Annotated in this window: 19 protein-coding genes; 14 read left to right on the top strand and 5 right to left on the bottom strand. The window is 51.9% G+C overall.

From position 1 onward, the window contains the following. The first annotated feature begins 290 nt into the window (after positions 1-290). Positions 291-593 (top strand): HesB/YadR/YfhF family protein, encoded by a 303-nt coding sequence (locus tag KDC22_RS18785; RefSeq protein ID WP_173133625.1) that lies wholly within the window; start codon positions 291-293, stop codon positions 591-593. A 130-nt stretch (positions 594-723) separates the two neighbouring features. Here the strand turns inward: KDC22_RS18785 and KDC22_RS18780 are convergent, their stop codons facing one another. Then, positions 724-1,239, bottom strand: a complete 516-nt coding sequence (locus KDC22_RS18780; RefSeq protein WP_173133628.1) for an ADP-heptose synthase — start codon at positions 1,237-1,239, stop codon at positions 724-726. Between the two features lie 217 nt (positions 1,240-1,456). Between KDC22_RS18780 and KDC22_RS18775 the strand changes: the two genes are divergently transcribed. Then, entirely contained in the window at positions 1,457-3,205 is a 1,749-nt protein-coding gene (locus KDC22_RS18775; RefSeq protein ID WP_281424893.1) for an ABC transporter ATP-binding protein, read from the top strand. 473 nt (positions 3,206-3,678) lie between these two features. Here the strand turns inward: KDC22_RS18775 and KDC22_RS18770 are convergent, their stop codons facing one another. Together KDC22_RS18770 and KDC22_RS18765 are read right to left on the bottom strand one after the other, a co-directional pair. Continuing rightward, positions 3,679-4,122: a DUF441 domain-containing protein gene (locus tag KDC22_RS18770; RefSeq protein WP_173133631.1), complete on the bottom strand. Its 444-nt coding sequence runs from the start codon at positions 4,120-4,122 to the stop codon at positions 3,679-3,681. A 20-nt stretch (positions 4,123-4,142) separates the two neighbouring features. Continuing rightward, a complete protein-coding gene (locus KDC22_RS18765; RefSeq protein ID WP_211719984.1) occupies positions 4,143-5,126 on the bottom strand; it encodes a YpdA family putative bacillithiol disulfide reductase in 984 nt (327 codons plus the stop codon). Positions 5,127-5,339: 213 nt separating this feature from the next. Between KDC22_RS18765 and KDC22_RS18760 the strand changes: the two genes are divergently transcribed. The 4 genes from KDC22_RS18760 (at position 5,340) to rsgA (ending at position 8,918) form a co-directional block, all read left to right on the top strand. Further along, positions 5,340-5,936 carry a DUF2087 domain-containing protein gene (locus tag KDC22_RS18760; protein ID WP_211719983.1) on the top strand — a complete coding sequence of 199 codons (597 nt, stop codon included), beginning with the start codon at positions 5,340-5,342 and terminating at the stop codon, positions 5,934-5,936. A gap of 120 nt (positions 5,937-6,056) precedes the next feature. Next, positions 6,057-6,515: a DUF3939 domain-containing protein gene (locus KDC22_RS18755; RefSeq protein ID WP_173133640.1), complete on the top strand. Its 459-nt coding sequence runs from the start codon at positions 6,057-6,059 to the stop codon at positions 6,513-6,515. Between the two features lie 156 nt (positions 6,516-6,671). Then, the gene (locus KDC22_RS18750; RefSeq protein ID WP_211719982.1) at positions 6,672-7,343 is read left to right on the top strand and encodes an HAD family hydrolase; all 672 of its coding nucleotides are present in this window, start codon (positions 6,672-6,674) and stop codon (positions 7,341-7,343) included. A gap of 486 nt (positions 7,344-7,829) precedes the next feature. Continuing rightward, positions 7,830-8,918 carry a ribosome small subunit-dependent GTPase A gene (gene rsgA, locus KDC22_RS18745; protein WP_211719981.1) on the top strand — a complete coding sequence of 363 codons (1,089 nt, stop codon included), beginning with the start codon at positions 7,830-7,832 and terminating at the stop codon, positions 8,916-8,918. A gap of 424 nt (positions 8,919-9,342) precedes the next feature. Here the strand turns inward: rsgA and KDC22_RS18740 are convergent, their stop codons facing one another. Further along, a complete protein-coding gene (locus tag KDC22_RS18740) occupies positions 9,343-9,969 on the bottom strand; it encodes an FMN-dependent NADH-azoreductase (protein WP_173139621.1) in 627 nt (208 codons plus the stop codon). Positions 9,970-10,301: 332 nt separating this feature from the next. Between KDC22_RS18740 and KDC22_RS18735 the strand changes: the two genes are divergently transcribed. Beyond that, entirely contained in the window at positions 10,302-10,439 is a 138-nt protein-coding gene (locus KDC22_RS18735; protein ID WP_173139620.1) for a hypothetical protein, read from the top strand. A gap of 78 nt (positions 10,440-10,517) precedes the next feature. Here the strand turns inward: KDC22_RS18735 and KDC22_RS18730 are convergent, their stop codons facing one another. Next, a complete protein-coding gene (locus KDC22_RS18730; protein ID WP_036699054.1) occupies positions 10,518-10,757 on the bottom strand; it encodes a hypothetical protein in 240 nt (79 codons plus the stop codon). Between the two features lie 207 nt (positions 10,758-10,964). Here KDC22_RS18730 and KDC22_RS18725 point away from each other — a divergent pair, with 207 nt between their 5' ends. From KDC22_RS18725 to KDC22_RS18695, 7 genes are all read left to right on the top strand, one after another. After that, positions 10,965-11,606 carry a hypothetical protein gene (locus KDC22_RS18725; RefSeq protein WP_211719980.1) on the top strand — a complete coding sequence of 214 codons (642 nt, stop codon included), beginning with the start codon at positions 10,965-10,967 and terminating at the stop codon, positions 11,604-11,606. A 153-nt stretch (positions 11,607-11,759) separates the two neighbouring features. Next, complete coding sequence (locus tag KDC22_RS18720; RefSeq protein WP_211719979.1) at positions 11,760-12,770, top strand: ABC transporter substrate-binding protein; 1,011 nt, start codon at positions 11,760-11,762, stop codon at positions 12,768-12,770. A gap of 7 nt (positions 12,771-12,777) precedes the next feature. Further along, on the top strand, positions 12,778-13,557 hold the full coding sequence (locus KDC22_RS18715) for an ABC transporter ATP-binding protein (RefSeq protein ID WP_211719978.1): 780 nt from the start codon (positions 12,778-12,780) through the stop codon (positions 13,555-13,557). Further along, positions 13,554-14,390: an ABC transporter permease gene (locus KDC22_RS18710; protein WP_173139612.1), complete on the top strand. Its 837-nt coding sequence runs from the start codon at positions 13,554-13,556 to the stop codon at positions 14,388-14,390. The genes KDC22_RS18715 and KDC22_RS18710 overlap by 4 nt, the downstream gene beginning before the upstream one ends. 95 nt (positions 14,391-14,485) lie before the next feature. Continuing rightward, entirely contained in the window at positions 14,486-15,475 is a 990-nt protein-coding gene (locus tag KDC22_RS18705) for an aromatic acid exporter family protein (RefSeq protein ID WP_173139610.1), read from the top strand. Positions 15,476-15,675: 200 nt separating this feature from the next. Further along, on the top strand, positions 15,676-16,698 hold the full coding sequence (locus tag KDC22_RS18700; protein ID WP_173139608.1) for an HD-GYP domain-containing protein: 1,023 nt from the start codon (positions 15,676-15,678) through the stop codon (positions 16,696-16,698). A gap of 537 nt (positions 16,699-17,235) precedes the next feature. Next, complete coding sequence (locus tag KDC22_RS18695) at positions 17,236-17,793, top strand: outer spore coat protein CotE (RefSeq protein ID WP_039310097.1); 558 nt, start codon at positions 17,236-17,238, stop codon at positions 17,791-17,793. Positions 17,794-17,910: the final 117 nt, after the last annotated feature.

Raw genomic sequence — 17,910 nt, 5'->3', positions numbered from 1 at the left:
GCATAACACGCATGATGATCAGGAATTCTCCACTGCCAGGGCTGCTTCGGTATTCAGTTGAGTGTTGTTTCCAACAATAGTGGCGAGGTATACCATATCCATGTTAAACACCGAGATCACCCTTTCTTAGTTTTGGTAATAACTTGAAGACGTTTCGTTATGTTCAGAGTTTATCATCACACTTTAAGAATTGTCAAATGTATTTTTGAACAATCTGCGAAAAAAGCAGGCGATTTGGTGAATTGAAGTTTTTTGAGTATGATGGGAGTATACGGGAGGAGTGGAGAGAGATGAACATGTTAATTAGCCCTGAAGCAGCCGCCTGGTTCAAGCGGGAACTGAGCCTCCAGGATGGAGCGCATATCCGTTTGTTCCCCCGGTATAGCTCGGGCGGCGGACTGCATCCCGGCTTCTCGCTGGGAATCGCAACCGAACAGCCGGGACGACCCGCCGTTCAGTTTGAACAGGGCGGCCTGATTTTCTACATGGAAGAGCAGGATTTGTGGTATATGGAGGGGTACAGCCTGTCCATTGTCTATGTAGAAGCTGAGGATGATATTGAATATAAGTACGAGCCCGTGCCGGTGGCATAAGGGACATAGCTGGAGGGCAGATCCCGGCACTGCCGGGATTCGCCGCTTGAAGCCCTTGCCGTGAGGCAAGGGCTTTTACATGGAGACAGGGCACCGGGGTAAGATGCTGCCTGATTAACCATATGGGGCATTAGTGGGAGCTGCGGAAGGTCTCTTCCTCCATGGCGAATTCGAAATCATCAATGTCATACACCTGAACCGGCACACCGCCTTCGATAATGCGCTGGATCAGCTCGAACTGGTCGGTCAGAATCGGCACCTTCTCACGCTGGGAGGCCAGCAGCAGCTCTGTCTCAATCGGATCGAACGCTTCCCCGTAGGAGGCATTGTCGATGCTGTTGATGATGGTAATCTGCGCGTGTCCGCCCAGGAGAATGCCGGAGCTTTTGGCCCAGGGAATATTCAGGCAGCGATTGATCTTCTTGGCATTCAGCGGCTCCTCGAAATAATTGATCAGCTCGCGGATTCTGAGTCTTACATGCTGGTCATCGTTCGCCTGGCTCATTACCGGCTCATCACTGTCCCGCAGCTCGTAGAGCTCCATAATTGTCGTATAAGGCACTATATATTCTACAGGGCTCCGCGGGACGAGAAGCTGGCCGTAAATCGCCATCATGACGGCTTCCGTCACAAATTGTCTGGGCATCATTATCCTCCTGAATTTCGGTACTGCAATCGTGACTAGATCATACAAATGGAAACGGAGGAGCCATCCTTAGAGGGAAGGGTTCCGTTTCAGCGGGAAATAGAAGGAGAAGTCTTTAGGCTCAGCCAGTAGATCCTTATATTTTATAAAAACACTGCAGAGCGCAAATGTCAACTGTGCCCTGATGAAGAATGAATTGGAAAGGACCTGACATCCTGTGAAACAATGGAAATCCTATTATACGTTCGTACGGCCTTATATGAAATGGATTGTGCTCACGCTGATTATCGGAATGATTAAGTTCAGCATCCCGCTGACGCTGCCGATGATTCTGAAATATGTGGTGGATGAGCTGCTGGGCAATCCTGCGCTGTCCATGGCGGAGCGGGTAACGAAGCTGATGACGGTGATCGGCGGCGCTCTGATTCTGTTCGTGATTATCCGCGGGCCGGTCGAGTATTACCGCCAGTATTTTGCCCAGCTCATTACGAGCAAGGTTCTCTTCGATATGCGCAACAAGCTCTACGGGCATCTGCAACGGCTGTCGCTGCGCTATTACCAGAATACGAAGGTAGGCGAGGCCATATCCAGATTCATTAACGATGTGGAGCAGTCGAAGAATCTGGTTGAAGTCGGAATGATGAACGTCTGGCTGGATATGTTCACCCTGCTGTTCGCGCTTGGCTTCATGCTCTATCTGAATCCGGTGCTGACGCTGGTGGCTATTGCGATTCTGCCGCTCTATGGCATTGCCGTGAATACGCTGTACAAACGCCTCAAGGTGCTGACCAAAGACCGGTCTCAGGCACTTGCGGTGATTCAGGGCTACCTGCATGAACGGATTCAGGGGATTGCGGTCATCCGCAGCTTCACGATGGAACGGGTGGACCAGCAGCAGTTCGAGGACATCAACGGGAGGTTCCTGGAAAAAGCGCTGGCGCAGACGCGCTGGAACGCCTTCACCTTCGCCATTATCAACACCCTGACCGATATTGCGCCGTTGCTGGTCATCGGATATGGGGGATATCAGGTCATCCAGGGGAATCTGACCCTCGGTACCTTCGTGGCCTTCTTCGGGTATCTGGACCGGATGTATGCGCCGCTGCGCCGTCTGATCAATTCATCGACTGTTCTGACCCAGGCCTCCGCATCGCTTGAACGTGTCATGGAGCTGCTCAATGAACCGTATGATATTGTCGATGCACCAGGAGCCAAGCCGCTGCTGAAGGCTGCCGGAGAGATCGAATTCCGCAAGGTATGGTTCAAATATAATGATGAGAACGAGTGGGTGCTGCGGGATATTAATCTCAGTATTGCTCCCGGGCAGACGGTGGCTCTGGTCGGGATGAGCGGAGGCGGCAAATCTTCGCTGATCAGCCTGATCCCGCGCTTCTATGACATCAATGAAGGCAGTCTGCGCATGGACGGTCAGGATATCCGCGGGCTGACCCAGGAGAGCCTGCGGCGGACGGTGGGGATGGTACTCCAGGATAATTTCCTGTTCAGCGGCTCCGTGCGCGACAATATTCTGTTCGGTAACCCGGAAGCGAAAGAGGAGGATATCGTCAAGGCTGCTATCTCCGCCAATGCCCATGACTTCATCATGCAGCTGCCGGAAGGCTATGATACCGAGGTGGGGGAACGCGGAGTGAAGCTGTCCGGAGGACAGAAGCAGAGAGTGGCGATTGCCCGTGTATTCCTTAAGGACCCCAAGGTGCTGATTCTGGATGAAGCGACTTCGGCGCTGGATCTGGAATCCGAGCATTTGATCCAGCAGGCGCTGCAGGCGCTCTCTTCCGAGCGTACGACCCTGATTGTGGCTCACCGGCTGTCTACAATTACCCATGCCGATCAGATTGTTGTGCTGGAGAATGGTGAGATCAGCGAACGCGGAACCCATGAGGAGCTGATGGGGCTGGAAGGAAGTTATGCCCGGCTGTTCAACGTGCAGCGGCTGGATGCTTAAGGGGCGGTCCGGGTAAAAATCAACGGGGGAGGTGGATAAACTCGCCTGAGGCTGGTACGAAGGTACTTGGGCGAAATGTATGCGGAAAACCGAATACATTCTGCTGGTATGAAGGTAATCGGGCGAATGTATGCGGAAAACCGAACACAATGTGATGATACGAAGGTAATCGGGCGAATGTATGCGGAAAACCGAACACAATGTGCTGATACGAAGGTAATCGGGCGAATGTATGTGGAAAACCGAACACAATGTGCTGGTATGAAGGTAATCGGGCGAATGTATGCGGAAAACCGAATACAACATGCAGGCGCTAAGGTCATTGGGCCCTATGTATGGGAAAAACAAAACAAAGGGTAGCCCCAAGCAGCCATTTCACGGCTTCTGGGGCTACTCTATTTTTCTCTGGAATGAATGCCGTCCTTTAAGAGGACGACGAAGCTGTTTCTACTTGCTGAGGGACCGGCCCTCCCTTACATCCGGCCGATCAGCAGCGACAGGATTCCGGCGGCAATCAGCGGTCCGACCGGAACGCCTTTGAACAGGGCCACGCCGAGCACGGTTCCAATGAGCAGTCCGGCCACAATGGTCGGCTGGCTGCCCATGAGCGCCGCTCCGCGTCCGCCCAGATAAGCGACGAGTACGCCGACACCGATGGCGGCCAGCGATTTCCAGTGCAGGAACGATTGTCCGATCGTCTGGAGGGAGATTTTCCCGCTGGCGAGCGGCGTCATCACTCCGACAGTTAGGACGATGATGCCGACGGTAAGGCCGTATTTCTCCAGCCAGGGAAAAGCCTGCTGAAGCCCCAGGACCCTAATCAGCAGCAGCACAACCATGGCGATGGTAATCGGAGAATTGCTGCTGATAATCCCGAGTGCTGCCAGACCCAGCAGTAATAACGAGGTTATATCCATAGCTTGGATACACTCCTTCTCTAAGTAAGCCTTGTACTCACAATATGATCGGCGATCAGCTTGCCGTGTCCCCGTCCGCTCTCGATGAATACCTCGTTGGCGTTCCGCCCGGAAGCGATGACTCCGGCGACATAGATGCCGGGAATATTGCTCTCCATCGTTGCGGGGTTGAAGGCCGGTTTGTCCAGGGAGTCATCCATCCGCACACCTGCAGAGGACAACAGCGCTCTACTGGGACGGAAGCCGGTCATGGCCAGGACGAAGTCGTTGTCGAGAACGCTTGTACCCCCGCTGCTTGACGTAACGACAACAGAGGCCGGAGTGATCTCCGTTACCCGTGACTCCAGATGCAGCGTAATATTCCCTTTTTGCACCATACTCTCGAAGATCGGACGCACCCAGGGCTTGATATTCTCCGAGATACTGCTTCCCCGGTAGACCATATCCACCTTGGCTCCTACCCGCAGCAGCTCCAGAGCGGCATCCACTGCTGAATTACTGCCGCCGATGACAGCAACCTTCATACCGGAATAAGGGTGGGCTTCGCCAAAATAGTGGGTGACCTTGGACAATTCCTCACCGGGAATTCCAATCATATTCGGCTGGTCGAAGTAACCGGTAGAGATCACGACGTTTGCAGCCCTGTGCTGCTGCTCCTCCCCGCGTTTGTTGACCGTATGTACGATGAAGCTGCCATCCTCCTGCTTCAGAACGGACAGCGCTTCTTCATAAGCGGCGATATTGAGCTGATGCTGCGCGGCGGCGCGGCGGTAATAGACAAGCGCTTCATGGCGGTAGGGCTTGTCATTCGGAGAGGTGAAGGGCACATCTCCGATCTCGAGCAGCGGGGTGGTGCTGAAGAACTGCATGTTGGTCGGATACAAATAAATGGAGTGGACGATGAAGTTCTTTTCGATAATCAAGCTGGACAGCCCTTGGCGCTGGCATTCGATGGCTGCCGACAGTCCGCAGGGACCGGCGCCGATAATAATAACGTCTTTCATAATAGCTATGTCCTCCCAAGTGAGTATTCTATTCAGTAAATGGTACCTTATATTTTAGTTTTTTGCCATGGCCGGCGGATTCCGCAAATTGGTGATTGATCAATGATCCCTATGGGTATATAATTAGATATATATCTAAACTATTGAATTCAGCAGGATCTGGTATTCTCCCATAGACTGCGTTAATGAATATTCTGAGGAGCGTGTTACCGCTTGCAATTAGACAAAATCGTCGCCTACCACAAAGCCTTGTCCGATCCGACCCGTATGCGGATCCTTCTGCTGCTGTCCCGGGGCGAAATTCATGGACATGCGCTGGCCGAGAAGCTGAATCTCTCACAGCCCACTGTGACCCATCATGCTGCCAAGCTGCGCGAAGCCGCGCTGATCCTGGAGCGCAGAGACAAGAACACGGTATATTTCAAGCTGAATCCCGAATTTATTCAAGCAGGCTCTGAGGCCTCGCTGAAATTTATTTTTGCCAAGGGGGTGGAGGAGATGGAAGAAGAGTCGCCTGAACATAGCCTGAAGGAATCTGTCCTCCGTAATTTTTTTGCCAAAGACGGACGATTACGGCAGATTCCCGCACAATACAAGAAGAAATTAATCGCGCTGCAATATATGGTGGAGAAGCTGGAGCCCGGTGTAGTGTATTCGGAGAAGGAGATCAACGAGTTCATTAAGCCGTTCCATGATGATTATGCTACGATCCGCCGGGAGTTCATTATGCATCAGTTCATGTACCGGGAGAACGAGCGCTATGAACTGAATCCGCCGGAACTATGGACCCGCTGGGAAAATGTCAAATAATGATCTAATAAATGGGGATTTTTTATGACAACTGTGAAACTGCTGATTAATTGTTTGAATAACGAATAAAATGGAATTGTAAGCGTTATCTGACATATGCTTCGAAAGGAGACATTCAGTATGATATTCAAACGTGCCAAGAAAAAGTTGCCGCCCGTTCATCTCACCGTAACGTTGCCGCAGATCAAGCAGGCTGTCAGGCAATTTGAAGAAGATATGCCCGCTCCCATTAACCGTACGGCGTTAATCCTGGAGGATAAAAGTATTGACCTGAACCGGCTCAAACGATATTTAGGCGGGGTTCCGCAGCAGAAATTCTATATGTCCAGTGAGACTTATGAGATTTTTGAAGAATCTGACAAGCTGGTGCCCTACTACCTTGATATGGTTCAGTCGGCCGTAGATAATTATATCAGTGACACCGGCAAGCTGCCGCTGCTCGAAGATGCCTGGCTGCCTGAGGTTCATTACCGGCTGCTGTCCACCGAACGGTACCTGAAGGAAACACCGCCGTTCCCGCTCTATATTACGGACGAGGAAATGATGCTGACGCATCGCGCCGAGCATTTTGAATCCTGAAGAACGAAGCGTACCTGACCGGATAAGCAAGGCCATTCTACGGAAGGAGAGGTTACTCTTCCCTGCGGAATGGTCTTTTCTTTGCTCCCCGGAGCGTAGTACAATAAGCATCTGATGTTATCACCGCAGAATTGGATACATAAGGAGAGCATACGAATGAGAGAAGTACAGGCATTGCTGTTTGATCTGGACAACACGCTGATGGACCGTGACCAGACCTTCCGCAGCTTCAGCACGAAGTTTGTGTCGGATTTCCTGGGACATCTGAGTGAGGAGCAGACCGCGCGGGTGGTGGAAGATATGATCGTCAGGGATGCTGACGGGTACCGTGACAAGGATGGATTCTTCGCGGAGCTTAGTGAGGTTCTCCCCTGGGAGAAGGCCTTGACCGCAGCAGAGATTCGTGACTATTACGACGAGACCTATCTCGCCCATGGGGCGATGATGAAGCATGCCGTGCAGACCCTGGAGTATTGCCGTGACCGGGGATATCCGCTGGGACTTGTAACGAACGGCAGCACAGACATTCAATATGGCAAAATCGATCTGCTCGGCCTGCGCGGCTATTTCCGCACGATTGTCATTTCGGGCGAAGTCGGAATCAGTAAGCCGGACCCGAGGATCTACCAGTTAGCCCTGGAGCGTCTGGGGTCAACCGCTGAACAGACCTTATTCATCGGGGATCATCCGGTGAATGATATCCGGGGAGCGGCGGAGAGCGGGATGGATACCATCTGGCTGAAGCGTAACCATCCCTGGGATGAATCACTGAACGTGAAGCCTATTGCCATTATTCAGGAGCTGGATGAGCTTCGGGGGATTCTATAAAATTCAAGGCACGCTGTTGACAAACGGCAGCCGGGCCGTATATTATAACAGCATATTAGTTCGGAAGGAGACGATGTCAAATGGCAGTTTATACAAGCATTGCAGGATTGGTTGCGACTGTTGTGGATACGTGTCTTCCGGGAACAGCGGCTGTGGAGTAAGATATCCCAGCTTAGCAGGTAAGCTCTATGTTGCTTTTTAGAGCCGCCGGGAACCGTATTCGGTTCCGGCGGCTTTTTTGCGTGTGCAGATGTGCATCACGCACAGGTCCCTGAGTTAGCTCTCTCTTGGCGGAGGAAGCTAACTCAGCTACCTGGAATGACTCTGCCCAGCGGATGGTTCTTTGCTGTACAGCAAAGGCCGGTCCGCCTCAGAGTCTGCTGCCGCCGGAACCCTTGGTTCCGGCGGTTTTTGGTGTGCCATGAAGAGCGATACCGCCCGGAGATACATGGATGTGCATCACAATAACCTACTCAGGAGGAAGATATGAATATTGAACAATATGGCTGGAATGAAGAATGGAACAGCAAATGGACAGAGAAGCTGAAGCAGGACGACAGGGAGCTGGAGCCGGGCAGAATCGCCAGTGATTTCGGCAGCAGGTACCGGGTAATCACCGGCAGAGGGGAGATCTGGGGAGAGCTGTCAGGGAAATTCCGGCATTCGCTTACCGGTTCCGGTGACTATCCGGCGGTAGGGGACTGGGTGGTCCTGGCCATGCAGGACGAAGGGACCCATGCCGTCATTCATGGAGTCTTGCCCCGCCGCAGCGTGATCTCGCGCAAGGTGGCAGGTCAGACCCAAGAGGAGCAAATCGTAGCGTCCAATGTCGATACCTTATTCCTGGTCAGTGCGCTGAATGATGATTTCAATGTACGGCGCATGGAGCGTTACCTGATTATGGCCTGGAACAGCGGGGCGAATCCGGTCATTCTGCTGACGAAGGCGGACCTGTGTACCGATGCCGAAGAGAAAATGGCCGAGATGGAGAGAGCGGCTCCCGGCGTTCCGGTACATGTGGTCAGCGCCTTGCTGGGCGACGGGCGGGAGGCGCTGCAGCCCTATCTCGGAAGCGGGCAGACGGTAGCCCTGACCGGTTCATCCGGCTGCGGCAAATCCACGATGGTCAACTGGCTTAGCGGCCGGAACCTGCAGCTTACCCAGGATGTGCGGGAAGGAGACAGCCGCGGACGTCATACGACCACACACCGCGAGCTGTTTGTGCTCTCGGACGGCGGCATTATCGTCGATACGCCGGGAATGCGTGAGCTGCAGCTGTGGGAGGATGAAGGCGGACTGGACCTGGCGTTCGGGGAGATCAGCAAGCTTGCAGCGGACTGCCGCTTCAGTGATTGCAGCCATACCCGGGAGGAAGGCTGCGCGGTGCTTGCGGCTGTCGCCAGCGGTACGCTGGAGGAGAAGCGGCTGCTGAATTACCGCAAGACGCAGAAGGAGTTACAGTTCCAGAACAGCAAGGAAGTGAAGCAGAAACGCAAGACGGTGGCAGCCGCCTCCAAAAGTAAGCCGCCCCGCTCCAAAGGAAATAGCTGGCAGCGGGTAATGGACGAATATTGAGTGGGATAAAATCCCGGGCGGTTGGAATTATGGATGGATGTGTGGATGGTTGGATGGTTGGTTGTGTGGATAACATCCTGAATAGTAGTTGGAAAAACGTATCTTAATTTGGTGATTCGGGAGCGTTTGAGGGAATTAGTTGGAAAAACGTCGCTTGTTAACCCGCGAAAATCTTTTTTAGACGATTTAAGGGATATTAAGTGTTGTTTTTCCAACTGCTGTTTGGTCTGGTGCCTTCTGTGCGGCAGGAAGTGGAGAAAATCCAACTGTTTCAGCATTTGCATCGGTCACGTCAGAGAGGACACCATATCCATGTAAAGGCCCCGCAGCATAATATAGCTGCGGGGCCTTTACGTGCTGGTTCGAGTAAGTCCCCCTAAGGAGACTTACTGGAAGTTATATATGAACAAGTAACGTGCCGTTATTAGAACGATACGGCTGCAGTCTTAGCCAGCTGCAGGCCGGATGCAATAATTTCTGCCGATTTCTGCGGGTTCTGGTTGTGGCCTTCGATGATGACCTGTGTAGTTTCTTGGAAGCCCCAGAAGTTCAGGTTACCCATGATGAAGTTAACAGCCATCTCTGCGCTTGCAGCCGGGCCTTCGGAGTACACGCCGCCTCTGGCGTTAAGTACGGCAGCCTTCTTGCCTGTCAGCAGTCCTACCGGACCTTCAGCGGTATACTTAAAGGTAGTGCCAGCCTGGTTCAGGTAGTCGATATAAGTGTGCAGTACAGCCGGAACCGTCATGTTCCAGAGCGGGAAGGCAAAGACCACTTTGTCGGCAGCCAGGAACTGGTCGAGATATTTCTTCACAAGAGCGGCGCCTGCTGCTTCTTCTGCAGTAGCTTCGTAGCCTTGAGCGGCCTTGTATACTCCTGTGATCAGGGTGTTGTCGTAGTATGGCAGCTGTTCAGCGAACAGATCCAGTTCAGTAATCTGGTCTTGAGGGTGGGATTCCTTGTAGCTGGCCAGGAATTCGTTATACAGCTGAACACTTACAGATTGATCGGCAGGGCGGTTATTAGCTTTGATAAACAGAACATTCGACATTATGATTTCTCCTCAGGTATATATTTAATATTAACTATGGATAATATAGCACGAAATATTTAGTTTGTAAATATCCGTCGGATAAAAAAATAATTCTGCCTGCATCAAGAGACTATTCTTCGCAGCCATACCAGATCTTCTATAGCACAAATCCATTTGCCGGTTGAACCGTCAAGATATAGTGTTGCCAAATTTCGCAAGCCGGCCCGGGCCGTTTCCGGGACAGGTTTAGGGAATCTGAGACCCGGTTAAATAGGTAATAGAAGGAGAACAGGAAATGATTCCCTCTCCGTACTACGGGATTAAGCCCCCACTCCAAAGGAGCGATCGATATGTCCATTGACCGTTTCATCCTGAAGAAGCTGGACCACTGTCACGAAGAGCATACCCGCCTCAACCTGGTGAAGCTGTTCAAATTGCGTATTCAAAAGGCGGAGAAAGAAGAGAACCGTAATCTGCGGATCGGCTGACTGACATAGACAAAGCACATACCTGCATGACGCGGGCATGTGCTTTTTTGGCGTAGCGGCAAAAAAATATCCCTCTGTTTAGTAGAGGGATAAGGCCAATGAATCATTTTCACTGTAACTGTGCAATATAGCTTCTGAGCCTTTAATTTCGATACTGATCAGAGAATTCAAACAGGTCTGCAGGGCGTTTTTACCCTTTTGAATTTTGAGTTCAAGTGTACTGTTGAGCAGTCGAAGTACTTTTTGGGTCGGCTGTTTGTTTTCTGTTGTGAAATATACAGGGACAAGCTTGTTTTGAAATGTGATGAGCATTCTCATTTTGAAAACCACCTCGCTAAAAGTATTTCATGGTATTGATCTTACCCTGTGTTTCTTAATTTTACCTTAAAATTAGCTTATGATAACATAAAGATTGCAAGTTTTATAGATTTGCAGGTTTGTGAAAGCCACTCATTTACATAAAAAACTCGGAGTTATGGTAAAAAGGAAGGGATTATGAGTGTGAAAAATCAAGAGGTAATCTGTTTGGCACAGTTTCTGTTCCCGGGTGAAAGCAAGCGGAAAGTGATTACGGATCTTCTGCATGCAGCCTCCGGCTCACTGCGGATCTGCAGATTGAAGTTCGATGAGGACGGGTATTCGCATGATGTATGCCTGCACGTACATAAGGATAAGACCATTATAACAGGCCTGCGTGAAGAAGACGCCTTCGGATACGAATTGAAGGAGCCGGAGGCGATTAAGCGGGCCTGTCATTATCTTTTTAATTGTTTTGACTATGCGCATAGCCGGACTATGTCTGCTCCTGCGCTCTTCCTGTCCAAAGAAAGTTATGAGGAGATAAATGACCAAGCCGGAGGCTGGACATTGTGTGTGCTGGCTGAATCCCTGGGGGCGGAAACGGGTGATCCTGACAGCTCTGCTGAATTAGCCAAAGTGTTGAAGCACCGGACAGTGTCCGGAGAGCTGCGGTTATGTTCACAGGACGGCGGAACCTGGAGCCTGCAGGAGGCATATTTCCTGGAGGCTGCTTCGGGTGCCTGGCTTCTGCGCAGCTGCTGTAAGCCCGCACAGGATTACATTATCGCGTTCCCGCTTACCCGTGCGGAGCTATGTCATGCTTTTGCTGAATGGCTGCTGCATAGCACCGGACCCATCTCCCCTTGATCCCCGTACATACGCTTCACGCATCTATATCTGCAAGTCCTCCACCTGTTCTATCGTTTGACTCCTAACCGATTGATGTCTTTAACCTTTCTAAAGACTGCCGCATATGCATAGAGCAAGGGCGACAGACCCGGAAAGAAAGGAGAGAAAAGGATGAAAGGTTACAAAAGGCTGTCATTTCCGTTCTTGCTGGTGCTCTTGTGCTGCTCTGTACTCGCGGGCTGCAGCAATAATTCCGGAGCAGTCAAGGTGAAGATCGGCGAAGTTACCCGTTCCGTGTTCTATGCGCCTGAATATGTGGCATTGTCGCAAGGGTTTTTCAAGGATGAAGGATTGGATGTGGAGCTGCAGACGATACCGGGCGGGGACAAAACCATGACAGCGCTGCTCTCCGGAGCGATTGATGTGGCGCTGGTCGGTTCGGAGACGTCCATTTATGTGTATCAGCAGGGGGCGGATGATCCTGTTATCAATTTTGCCCAGCTAACGCAGCGGGATGGAACATTCTTGTTTGCACGTACGCCGGACAGTCATTTTACATGGGACAAAGTTAAAGGCTCGACCTTCCTCGGGCAACGGCAAGGGGGTATGCCGCAGATGGCCGGAGCATTCACGCTGCTGAATAAGGGGATTGATGCCGGAAAAGATCTGACGCTGATCCAGAACATCGACTTTGCCAATATTGCCGGCGCTTTTGCTTCAGGGACCGGGGATTACGTGCAGCTCTTTGAACCTCAGGCTTCTATCTTCGAGAGTGAAGGACGGGGCCAGGTTGTGGCCTCCTTCGGAGTGGAGAGCGGTTATCTGCCGTATACGGTGTTCATGTCCAAGGAGAGTTATATCCATAAGAACCAGGCTACAGTGCAGAAGTTCACCAATGCCATCCAGCGTGCCCAGCTATGGGTGAAAGCTCATAGTCCGGAGGAGATTGCTGAGGCGGTTATGCCTTACTTCGACAACATTGACCGGACTATTGTAGTCTCTGCCATCAGCCGCTATAAGGAACAGGATACCTATGCTGTGAACCCGGTGATTGAGGAGAAGGAATGGAATAATCTGCTGGATGTGATCGACAATGCCGGGGAGCTGAAGGAACGGATTCCGGCCGGTACGATCGTTGATAACAGCTTCGCGCAACAAGCGGAGAGCAGCATTAAGGAGTGAGGGACGTATGCTTCCAGTAGTGGAGTTGAAGGAAGTCACGCACGCCTATCTGGGAGACCGCGAGGCTTCGCTTGCTATAGAGGATTTGAATCTCAGCGTCGGAAAAGGCGAGTTCGTCAGCCTTGTCGGACCGAGCGGCTGCGGCAAAACGACGATCCTGTCCATCATTGCCGGGCTGCTTCAGCCTTCGCGCGGCGAAGTGCTGCTTAGCGGACGCCCCACCACGGGACCTTCACCGGAGGTGGGCTACATGCTCCAGCAGGACTATCTGTTCCCCTGGAGGACCATTCAGGACAACGTACTGCTCGGGCTGGAGCTGACGGGCAGGCTCACCGGAAGCTCACGCGCCAAATCGCTGCAGCTGCTGGCCGATATGGGGCTGGAGGGCAAGGAGCGGGCATATCCGGCTCAGCTCTCCGGGGGGATGCGCCAGCGTGTCGCCCTCGTGCGGACACTGGCCACAGATCCCGGGCTGCTGCTGCTGGATGAACCTTTCTCTGCGCTGGACTACCAGATTAAGCTGCAGCTGGAGGATCTGGTCTCAGAGACGCTGATGCGCCGGGGAACCACGGCTATTCTGGTCACCCATGACCTGTCTGAAGCGATCGCGGTCAGCAGCCGGGTCATTCTGCTCCAGCGGAATCCGGGCAGAATCCGCAAGGTTTTTCAGATTCCCGAAGCGATACGCAGTACCCCGCCGCTGTATGCGCGGGATTTGCCGGGATTCGCAGAGCTTTTTCACGAGATATGGAAGGAAATGGAGCTGGCAGGGAGGGAAGAAACGTGAGTACAGAAGCACAGACCCTAGAGGCGGCCTCCCGTGCCCAGTGGCTGGAACAGAAACATGCGGATTACAGGAAGAAGAAGCGGCGCCGCAAGAGTCAGGTGCTTATGGTCAGAAGCAGCCTGCTTCTGCTGTTCTTTGCGCTCTGGGAGGCCGGGGCCCGGCTGCGCTGGATTGATGAGCTGCTGTTCAGTTATCCGACGAAGGTCTTCCGGCAAATCTGGAGCGACATGCTCAGCGGCAGCCTGTGGCCGCATCTGGGAATGACCGTTGGTGAGACAGTGGTGGGATTTATTCTGGGGACCCTGCTCGGGACGCTGCTTGCTGTCGTGATCTGGTGGTCACCTTTTTTATCCGCCGTCCTTGATCCTTATATGGTGGTATTCAACAGTATGCCGAAGGTGGCGCTGGGTCCGATCTTCATTGTCATGTTCGGCGCAGGCTTCACCGCGATTGTGGTCACCACGTTATCTATCACGGTGATTATTACAACGCTTGTAGTGTACAACAGCTTTTGCAGTGTAGACCCGAATCTGGTCAAGGTGGTCCGGTCCTTCGGGGCTTCCAAAAGCCAGGAGTTCAATAAGGTGATTCTTCCGGCTTCGTTCCCTACAGTGGTCTCTACATTAAAGGTGAATGTCGGTATGTCCTGGGTCGGGGTCATTGTCGGTGAATTCCTGGTGGCGAAGTCCGGGCTTGGTTATCTGATCATCTACGGCTTTCAGGTGTTCAACTTCACCCTGGTCATGTCCAGCCTGCTCATCATTGCGGCGGTGGCTACAGCCATGTATCAGCTGGTGGTGTATGTGGAGAAGCTGCTCCTGTCGAGGCGGTAAGAATCATGTAATATTGTGTCTCTTGGCAAAATCTTGTACCATAACTATATCTTTAATTGCATGAAGAAGCTTAACGGTGTAGGAGAGGTATTCACATGGGATTTCGTATTATCAAAACGGCGGCTGCAACTCTGCTGTCTATTCTGCTGGCAGCCGCCGCTGGCATCCCGAATGCGCAAAGCGCGGGACTGCTGGCTATTCTAGGGGTTGAAACGACCCGCAAAAGGAGTCTACGCACGATTACGGCACGCTTTTTCGCCTCATTGGTGGGACTCTTTTTGGGTTGTATTCTGTTCTTCGCCCTTGGCTTTCATTATTGGGTGCTCGGACTGTACGTACTGTTCGGCTTCCCGCTTATCGTCAAATCCGGCTTCAAGGAAGGAATTGTCACAAGCTCTGTTATTGTGTTCCGTGTGTTTGGACAAGCAGATATCACGGTCCACATTCTGCTGCAGCAGGTCGAGCTGCTGATTATTGGACTCGGCTCGGCCGGACTGGTGAACTTCATCTATATGCCGCAGACCGGCGGGATGATTGCCGGTATCCGCAAAGAGGTGGACGGCTACTTCTCGGTGATCTTCCGCCAGATCGCCAGAACGCTGCGTGATCCCGCTTATCTCTGGGACGGGAAAGAACTGATTGGAGCGGGTGAAGCTGTGGAGAAGGGGCTGAGCGCAGCTTCAAGAGAGATGGAGAACCATGTAATTCATCCGGATGAAGCCTGGAACGTGTATTTCTATATGCGCAAGGAGCAGCTGGAGTCGATCCAGAATATGATGCAGCTTCTCTCGCAGGTGTACCGCCAGCTGCCGCATGGAGATATGGTCGGGGAGCTGTTCGACCAGCTCAGCGGGGATGTACTGGCTGAAGAATATACCGGGCGGACCGAGCGGCTGCTGGAGGAGCTGCAGCAGGAGTTCCAGGAGATGGAGCTGCCGGATTCCCGTGAGGAATTCGAGATCCGTTCCGCCATTCTGCAGCTGTGCCGTGAGCTTGCATTATACCTTAAGATTGCCAAACGGTATAAAAGTCCGGTAGACCACCGGCCGGTAAAGGACAAGCAGCCCTCCAAGGGGAAGGCGTGAGCAAAAACCATGTTAATTCAGCGTCAGGTATTCATATTCCGGTGTAAAATAACGATAAGAAAGATAAGCACAAACTGTGAGCTTACTATTTAGTGATGTCCAAATAGAGGAATCTGTAGAAGGTATAGATGAGGCCGCGAAGCTTCCCAATTACTGCAGGGTTCACCCCGGTGGACATCCTGCACTGGCAGGTGAGGAATATGAATAACAGCAATGAACAGTATATCGGCAAACAGCTTGTAGCGAATCTTTTTAATCATAGCGGCGTGTTTGTCCTGCCGGCATTGACTCTGCTCACCGGGGAGCATATCCGCCTGATCAGCCAGCACAAAATCGTTCTGGAGCCGCAGGATGTGCTTCAGGTGGACAGCGCCGCGTTCTATCAGCTGGCCGTGGATGACTGTACGGCGGCGATGGAGAATATTTTTGAACAGCTGCGCTACACCAAGACCAAAAGGCTGCCCATGCTGGAGCTAAGAAATGAAGTCATACCGTTTATCCAGCAGGTCAGCGAGAAGAATGATTTCTACGGAATATTGTCTGCGCTGCAGACCAAGGATGATTATACATACAGGCATAATGTTGCGGTGGGCATCATCTCTACGCTGCTCGGCAAATGGCTGAAGCTGAAGCCGGAGGAGCTAAGCATGCTGACGATTGCCGCAACGCTTCATGATATCGGCAAAATTATGATTCCCGCCGAGATCCTCACCAAGCCGGGTCCGCTGAACGAGGAAGAGCATGCCCTGATGAAGAAGCATACCACCTATGGCTATGAGATGATCCGTGATACGGTGGGCACCACACACATGCAGGCACTGGTTGCCCTGCAGCATCACGAGCGGATGGACGGCAGCGGATATCCCTTCGGCGTGCTGGGACACCGGATTACAGACTTTAGCAAGATCGTTGCGGTTGCGGATATTTTCCATGCGATGACCTCAGACCGCTTCTACCGCACAGCGGCGCCGTTATATGAGGTGCTGAAGCAGATGGACGACAATGCCTACAGCAAGCTAGACCCGTATATTTGCAGTGTCTTCATTAATAAGCTGATGCAATCCATGATCGGCAACGAGGTATTGCTTACGGATGGGCGGATCGGCAAAATCATCATGATTCTGGCTCATGACCCGCTGCGTCCGCTGGTGAATATCGGGGAGGATTTCATTGACCTGAGCCGTGAGCGGCAGCTTGGGGTGGTCCGTGTGCTGTCGCAGTAGGTGTAAGGACTATCCGGACTGGAGAGTTATAGACTATATAAGAAGCACTAAAGAAATAAACAAAAAGCAAAAGAAGCGGAGGGGAAATTTGGAACTGTAGGAGCGGTAGCGACCGCCTTTGTCACCGGATTTCATCCGCGAGGAGCGGTTTAAATCAAGAAATCTGGTGACAACAGCGGCCGAAAGTCCAAATGTTCACCGCAGTGACGGCCAGGCTTCAGGTACAAGTCTGAAGTGCGTCTTATCTATATCTAAATCGCACATGATTTAAAAACTATTTATCAGGGCGGCAAGGCCATTTCACCTTGTCTTCTCACAAATAAAAGTAGCGGTTCCCTAGGTTTGGGGAATTCGCTACTTTTGTTTTTTTCGGGCAAGAGGACTCATAACTGGCTAAATCCGGCAATAAAATGAAGCAGAGAGCTTAATTAACGGCCTTCGAGGGCTTACCCAAATTTATTTCTACTCTAACAATCAACAAATGCCCAGAACGTGCATACACTTGATAGTGAATGATTGTATGGAGGAGGTTCAAAGATGTCATTAAGCCATAAACGTCAAACAAGGGAGATCATTACGAAGGCAATTTGCGGCAAAGGTCGTAAGTTCTCTACCGCAACCCATACCGTGACTCCGCCACATCATCCGACTAGTATTCTGGGGGCATGGATTATCAACCACCAGTACGAAGCGGTTGCCGCCGGGAACGGAATCGAAGTAATTGGTACCTATGATGTGAACATCTGGTATTCGTACGACAAAAACAAGCAGACCGAGGTTGCCAAGGAAACGGTCTCCTATGTGGAGCTTATTCCATTGTCGTACCTGGACCCGAGACATCGTGCTTCCACGGCACAGGTCTCTGCGGAGGCAACGCAGGAACCCAATTGTGTGGAAGCCGGGGTATCTCCGGGCGGAGGCAGTGTGACTCTCCGGGTGGAACGCGAGTTCGAGGCGGAACTGGTGGCTGAGACCAAGGTCCGCGTGTATGTCAGTGACCAAAGTGATGATCTGGAAGACAAGGATTATGATTTCGACGGTGAGAGCTTTGATTACGATGATCTGGACCCTGACGCTCTGGATGATGAATTGTAGGAAAGAGTACGCCGCTGCCTTGCTGGTACTGTGTGGGTTATGCTCCATTATATGTAGAGAGGGCAGCGGCGTAGAGGGCGAATGCCCTCTTTTTTTAAATTATTTGAATGTATAGGT

Origin of the sequence: Paenibacillus tritici (assembly GCF_018207515.1) — a bacterium.
GTDB lineage: Bacteria > Bacillota > Bacilli > Paenibacillales > Paenibacillaceae > Paenibacillus_AQ > Paenibacillus_AQ tritici.
Note: the sequence above shows the minus strand (reverse complement) of the source record. Positions and strands in the feature narration are given on the sequence as shown.

Excerpts from the sequence above, each read along its gene's own strand:
- KDC22_RS18730 (WP_036699054.1), bottom strand. The coding sequence starts at position 10,757 with ATGAGAATGCTCATCACATTTCAAAACAAGCTTGTCCCTGTATATTTC.
- KDC22_RS18755 (WP_173133640.1), top strand. The coding sequence starts at position 6,057 with ATGATATTCAAACGTGCCAAGAAAAAGTTGCCGCCCGTTCATCTCACC.
- KDC22_RS18700 (WP_173139608.1), top strand. The coding sequence starts at position 15,676 with ATGAATAACAGCAATGAACAGTATATCGGCAAACAGCTTGTAGCGAAT.
- KDC22_RS18695 (WP_039310097.1), top strand. The coding sequence starts at position 17,236 with ATGTCATTAAGCCATAAACGTCAAACAAGGGAGATCATTACGAAGGCA.
- KDC22_RS18705 (WP_173139610.1), top strand. The coding sequence starts at position 14,486 with ATGGGATTTCGTATTATCAAAACGGCGGCTGCAACTCTGCTGTCTATT.
- KDC22_RS18720 (WP_211719979.1), top strand. The coding sequence starts at position 11,760 with ATGAAAGGTTACAAAAGGCTGTCATTTCCGTTCTTGCTGGTGCTCTTG.
- KDC22_RS18740 (WP_173139621.1), bottom strand. The coding sequence starts at position 9,969 with ATGTCGAATGTTCTGTTTATCAAAGCTAATAACCGCCCTGCCGATCAA.
- rsgA (WP_211719981.1), top strand. The coding sequence starts at position 7,830 with ATGAATATTGAACAATATGGCTGGAATGAAGAATGGAACAGCAAATGG.
- KDC22_RS18735 (WP_173139620.1), top strand. The coding sequence starts at position 10,302 with ATGTCCATTGACCGTTTCATCCTGAAGAAGCTGGACCACTGTCACGAA.
- KDC22_RS18780 (WP_173133628.1), bottom strand. The coding sequence starts at position 1,239 with ATGCCCAGACAATTTGTGACGGAAGCCGTCATGATGGCGATTTACGGC.
- KDC22_RS18770 (WP_173133631.1), bottom strand. The coding sequence starts at position 4,122 with ATGGATATAACCTCGTTATTACTGCTGGGTCTGGCAGCACTCGGGATT.
- KDC22_RS18785 (WP_173133625.1), top strand. The coding sequence starts at position 291 with ATGAACATGTTAATTAGCCCTGAAGCAGCCGCCTGGTTCAAGCGGGAA.
- KDC22_RS18750 (WP_211719982.1), top strand. The coding sequence starts at position 6,672 with ATGAGAGAAGTACAGGCATTGCTGTTTGATCTGGACAACACGCTGATG.
- KDC22_RS18715 (WP_211719978.1), top strand. The coding sequence starts at position 12,778 with ATGCTTCCAGTAGTGGAGTTGAAGGAAGTCACGCACGCCTATCTGGGA.
- KDC22_RS18765 (WP_211719984.1), bottom strand. The coding sequence starts at position 5,126 with ATGAAAGACGTTATTATTATCGGCGCCGGTCCCTGCGGACTGTCGGCA.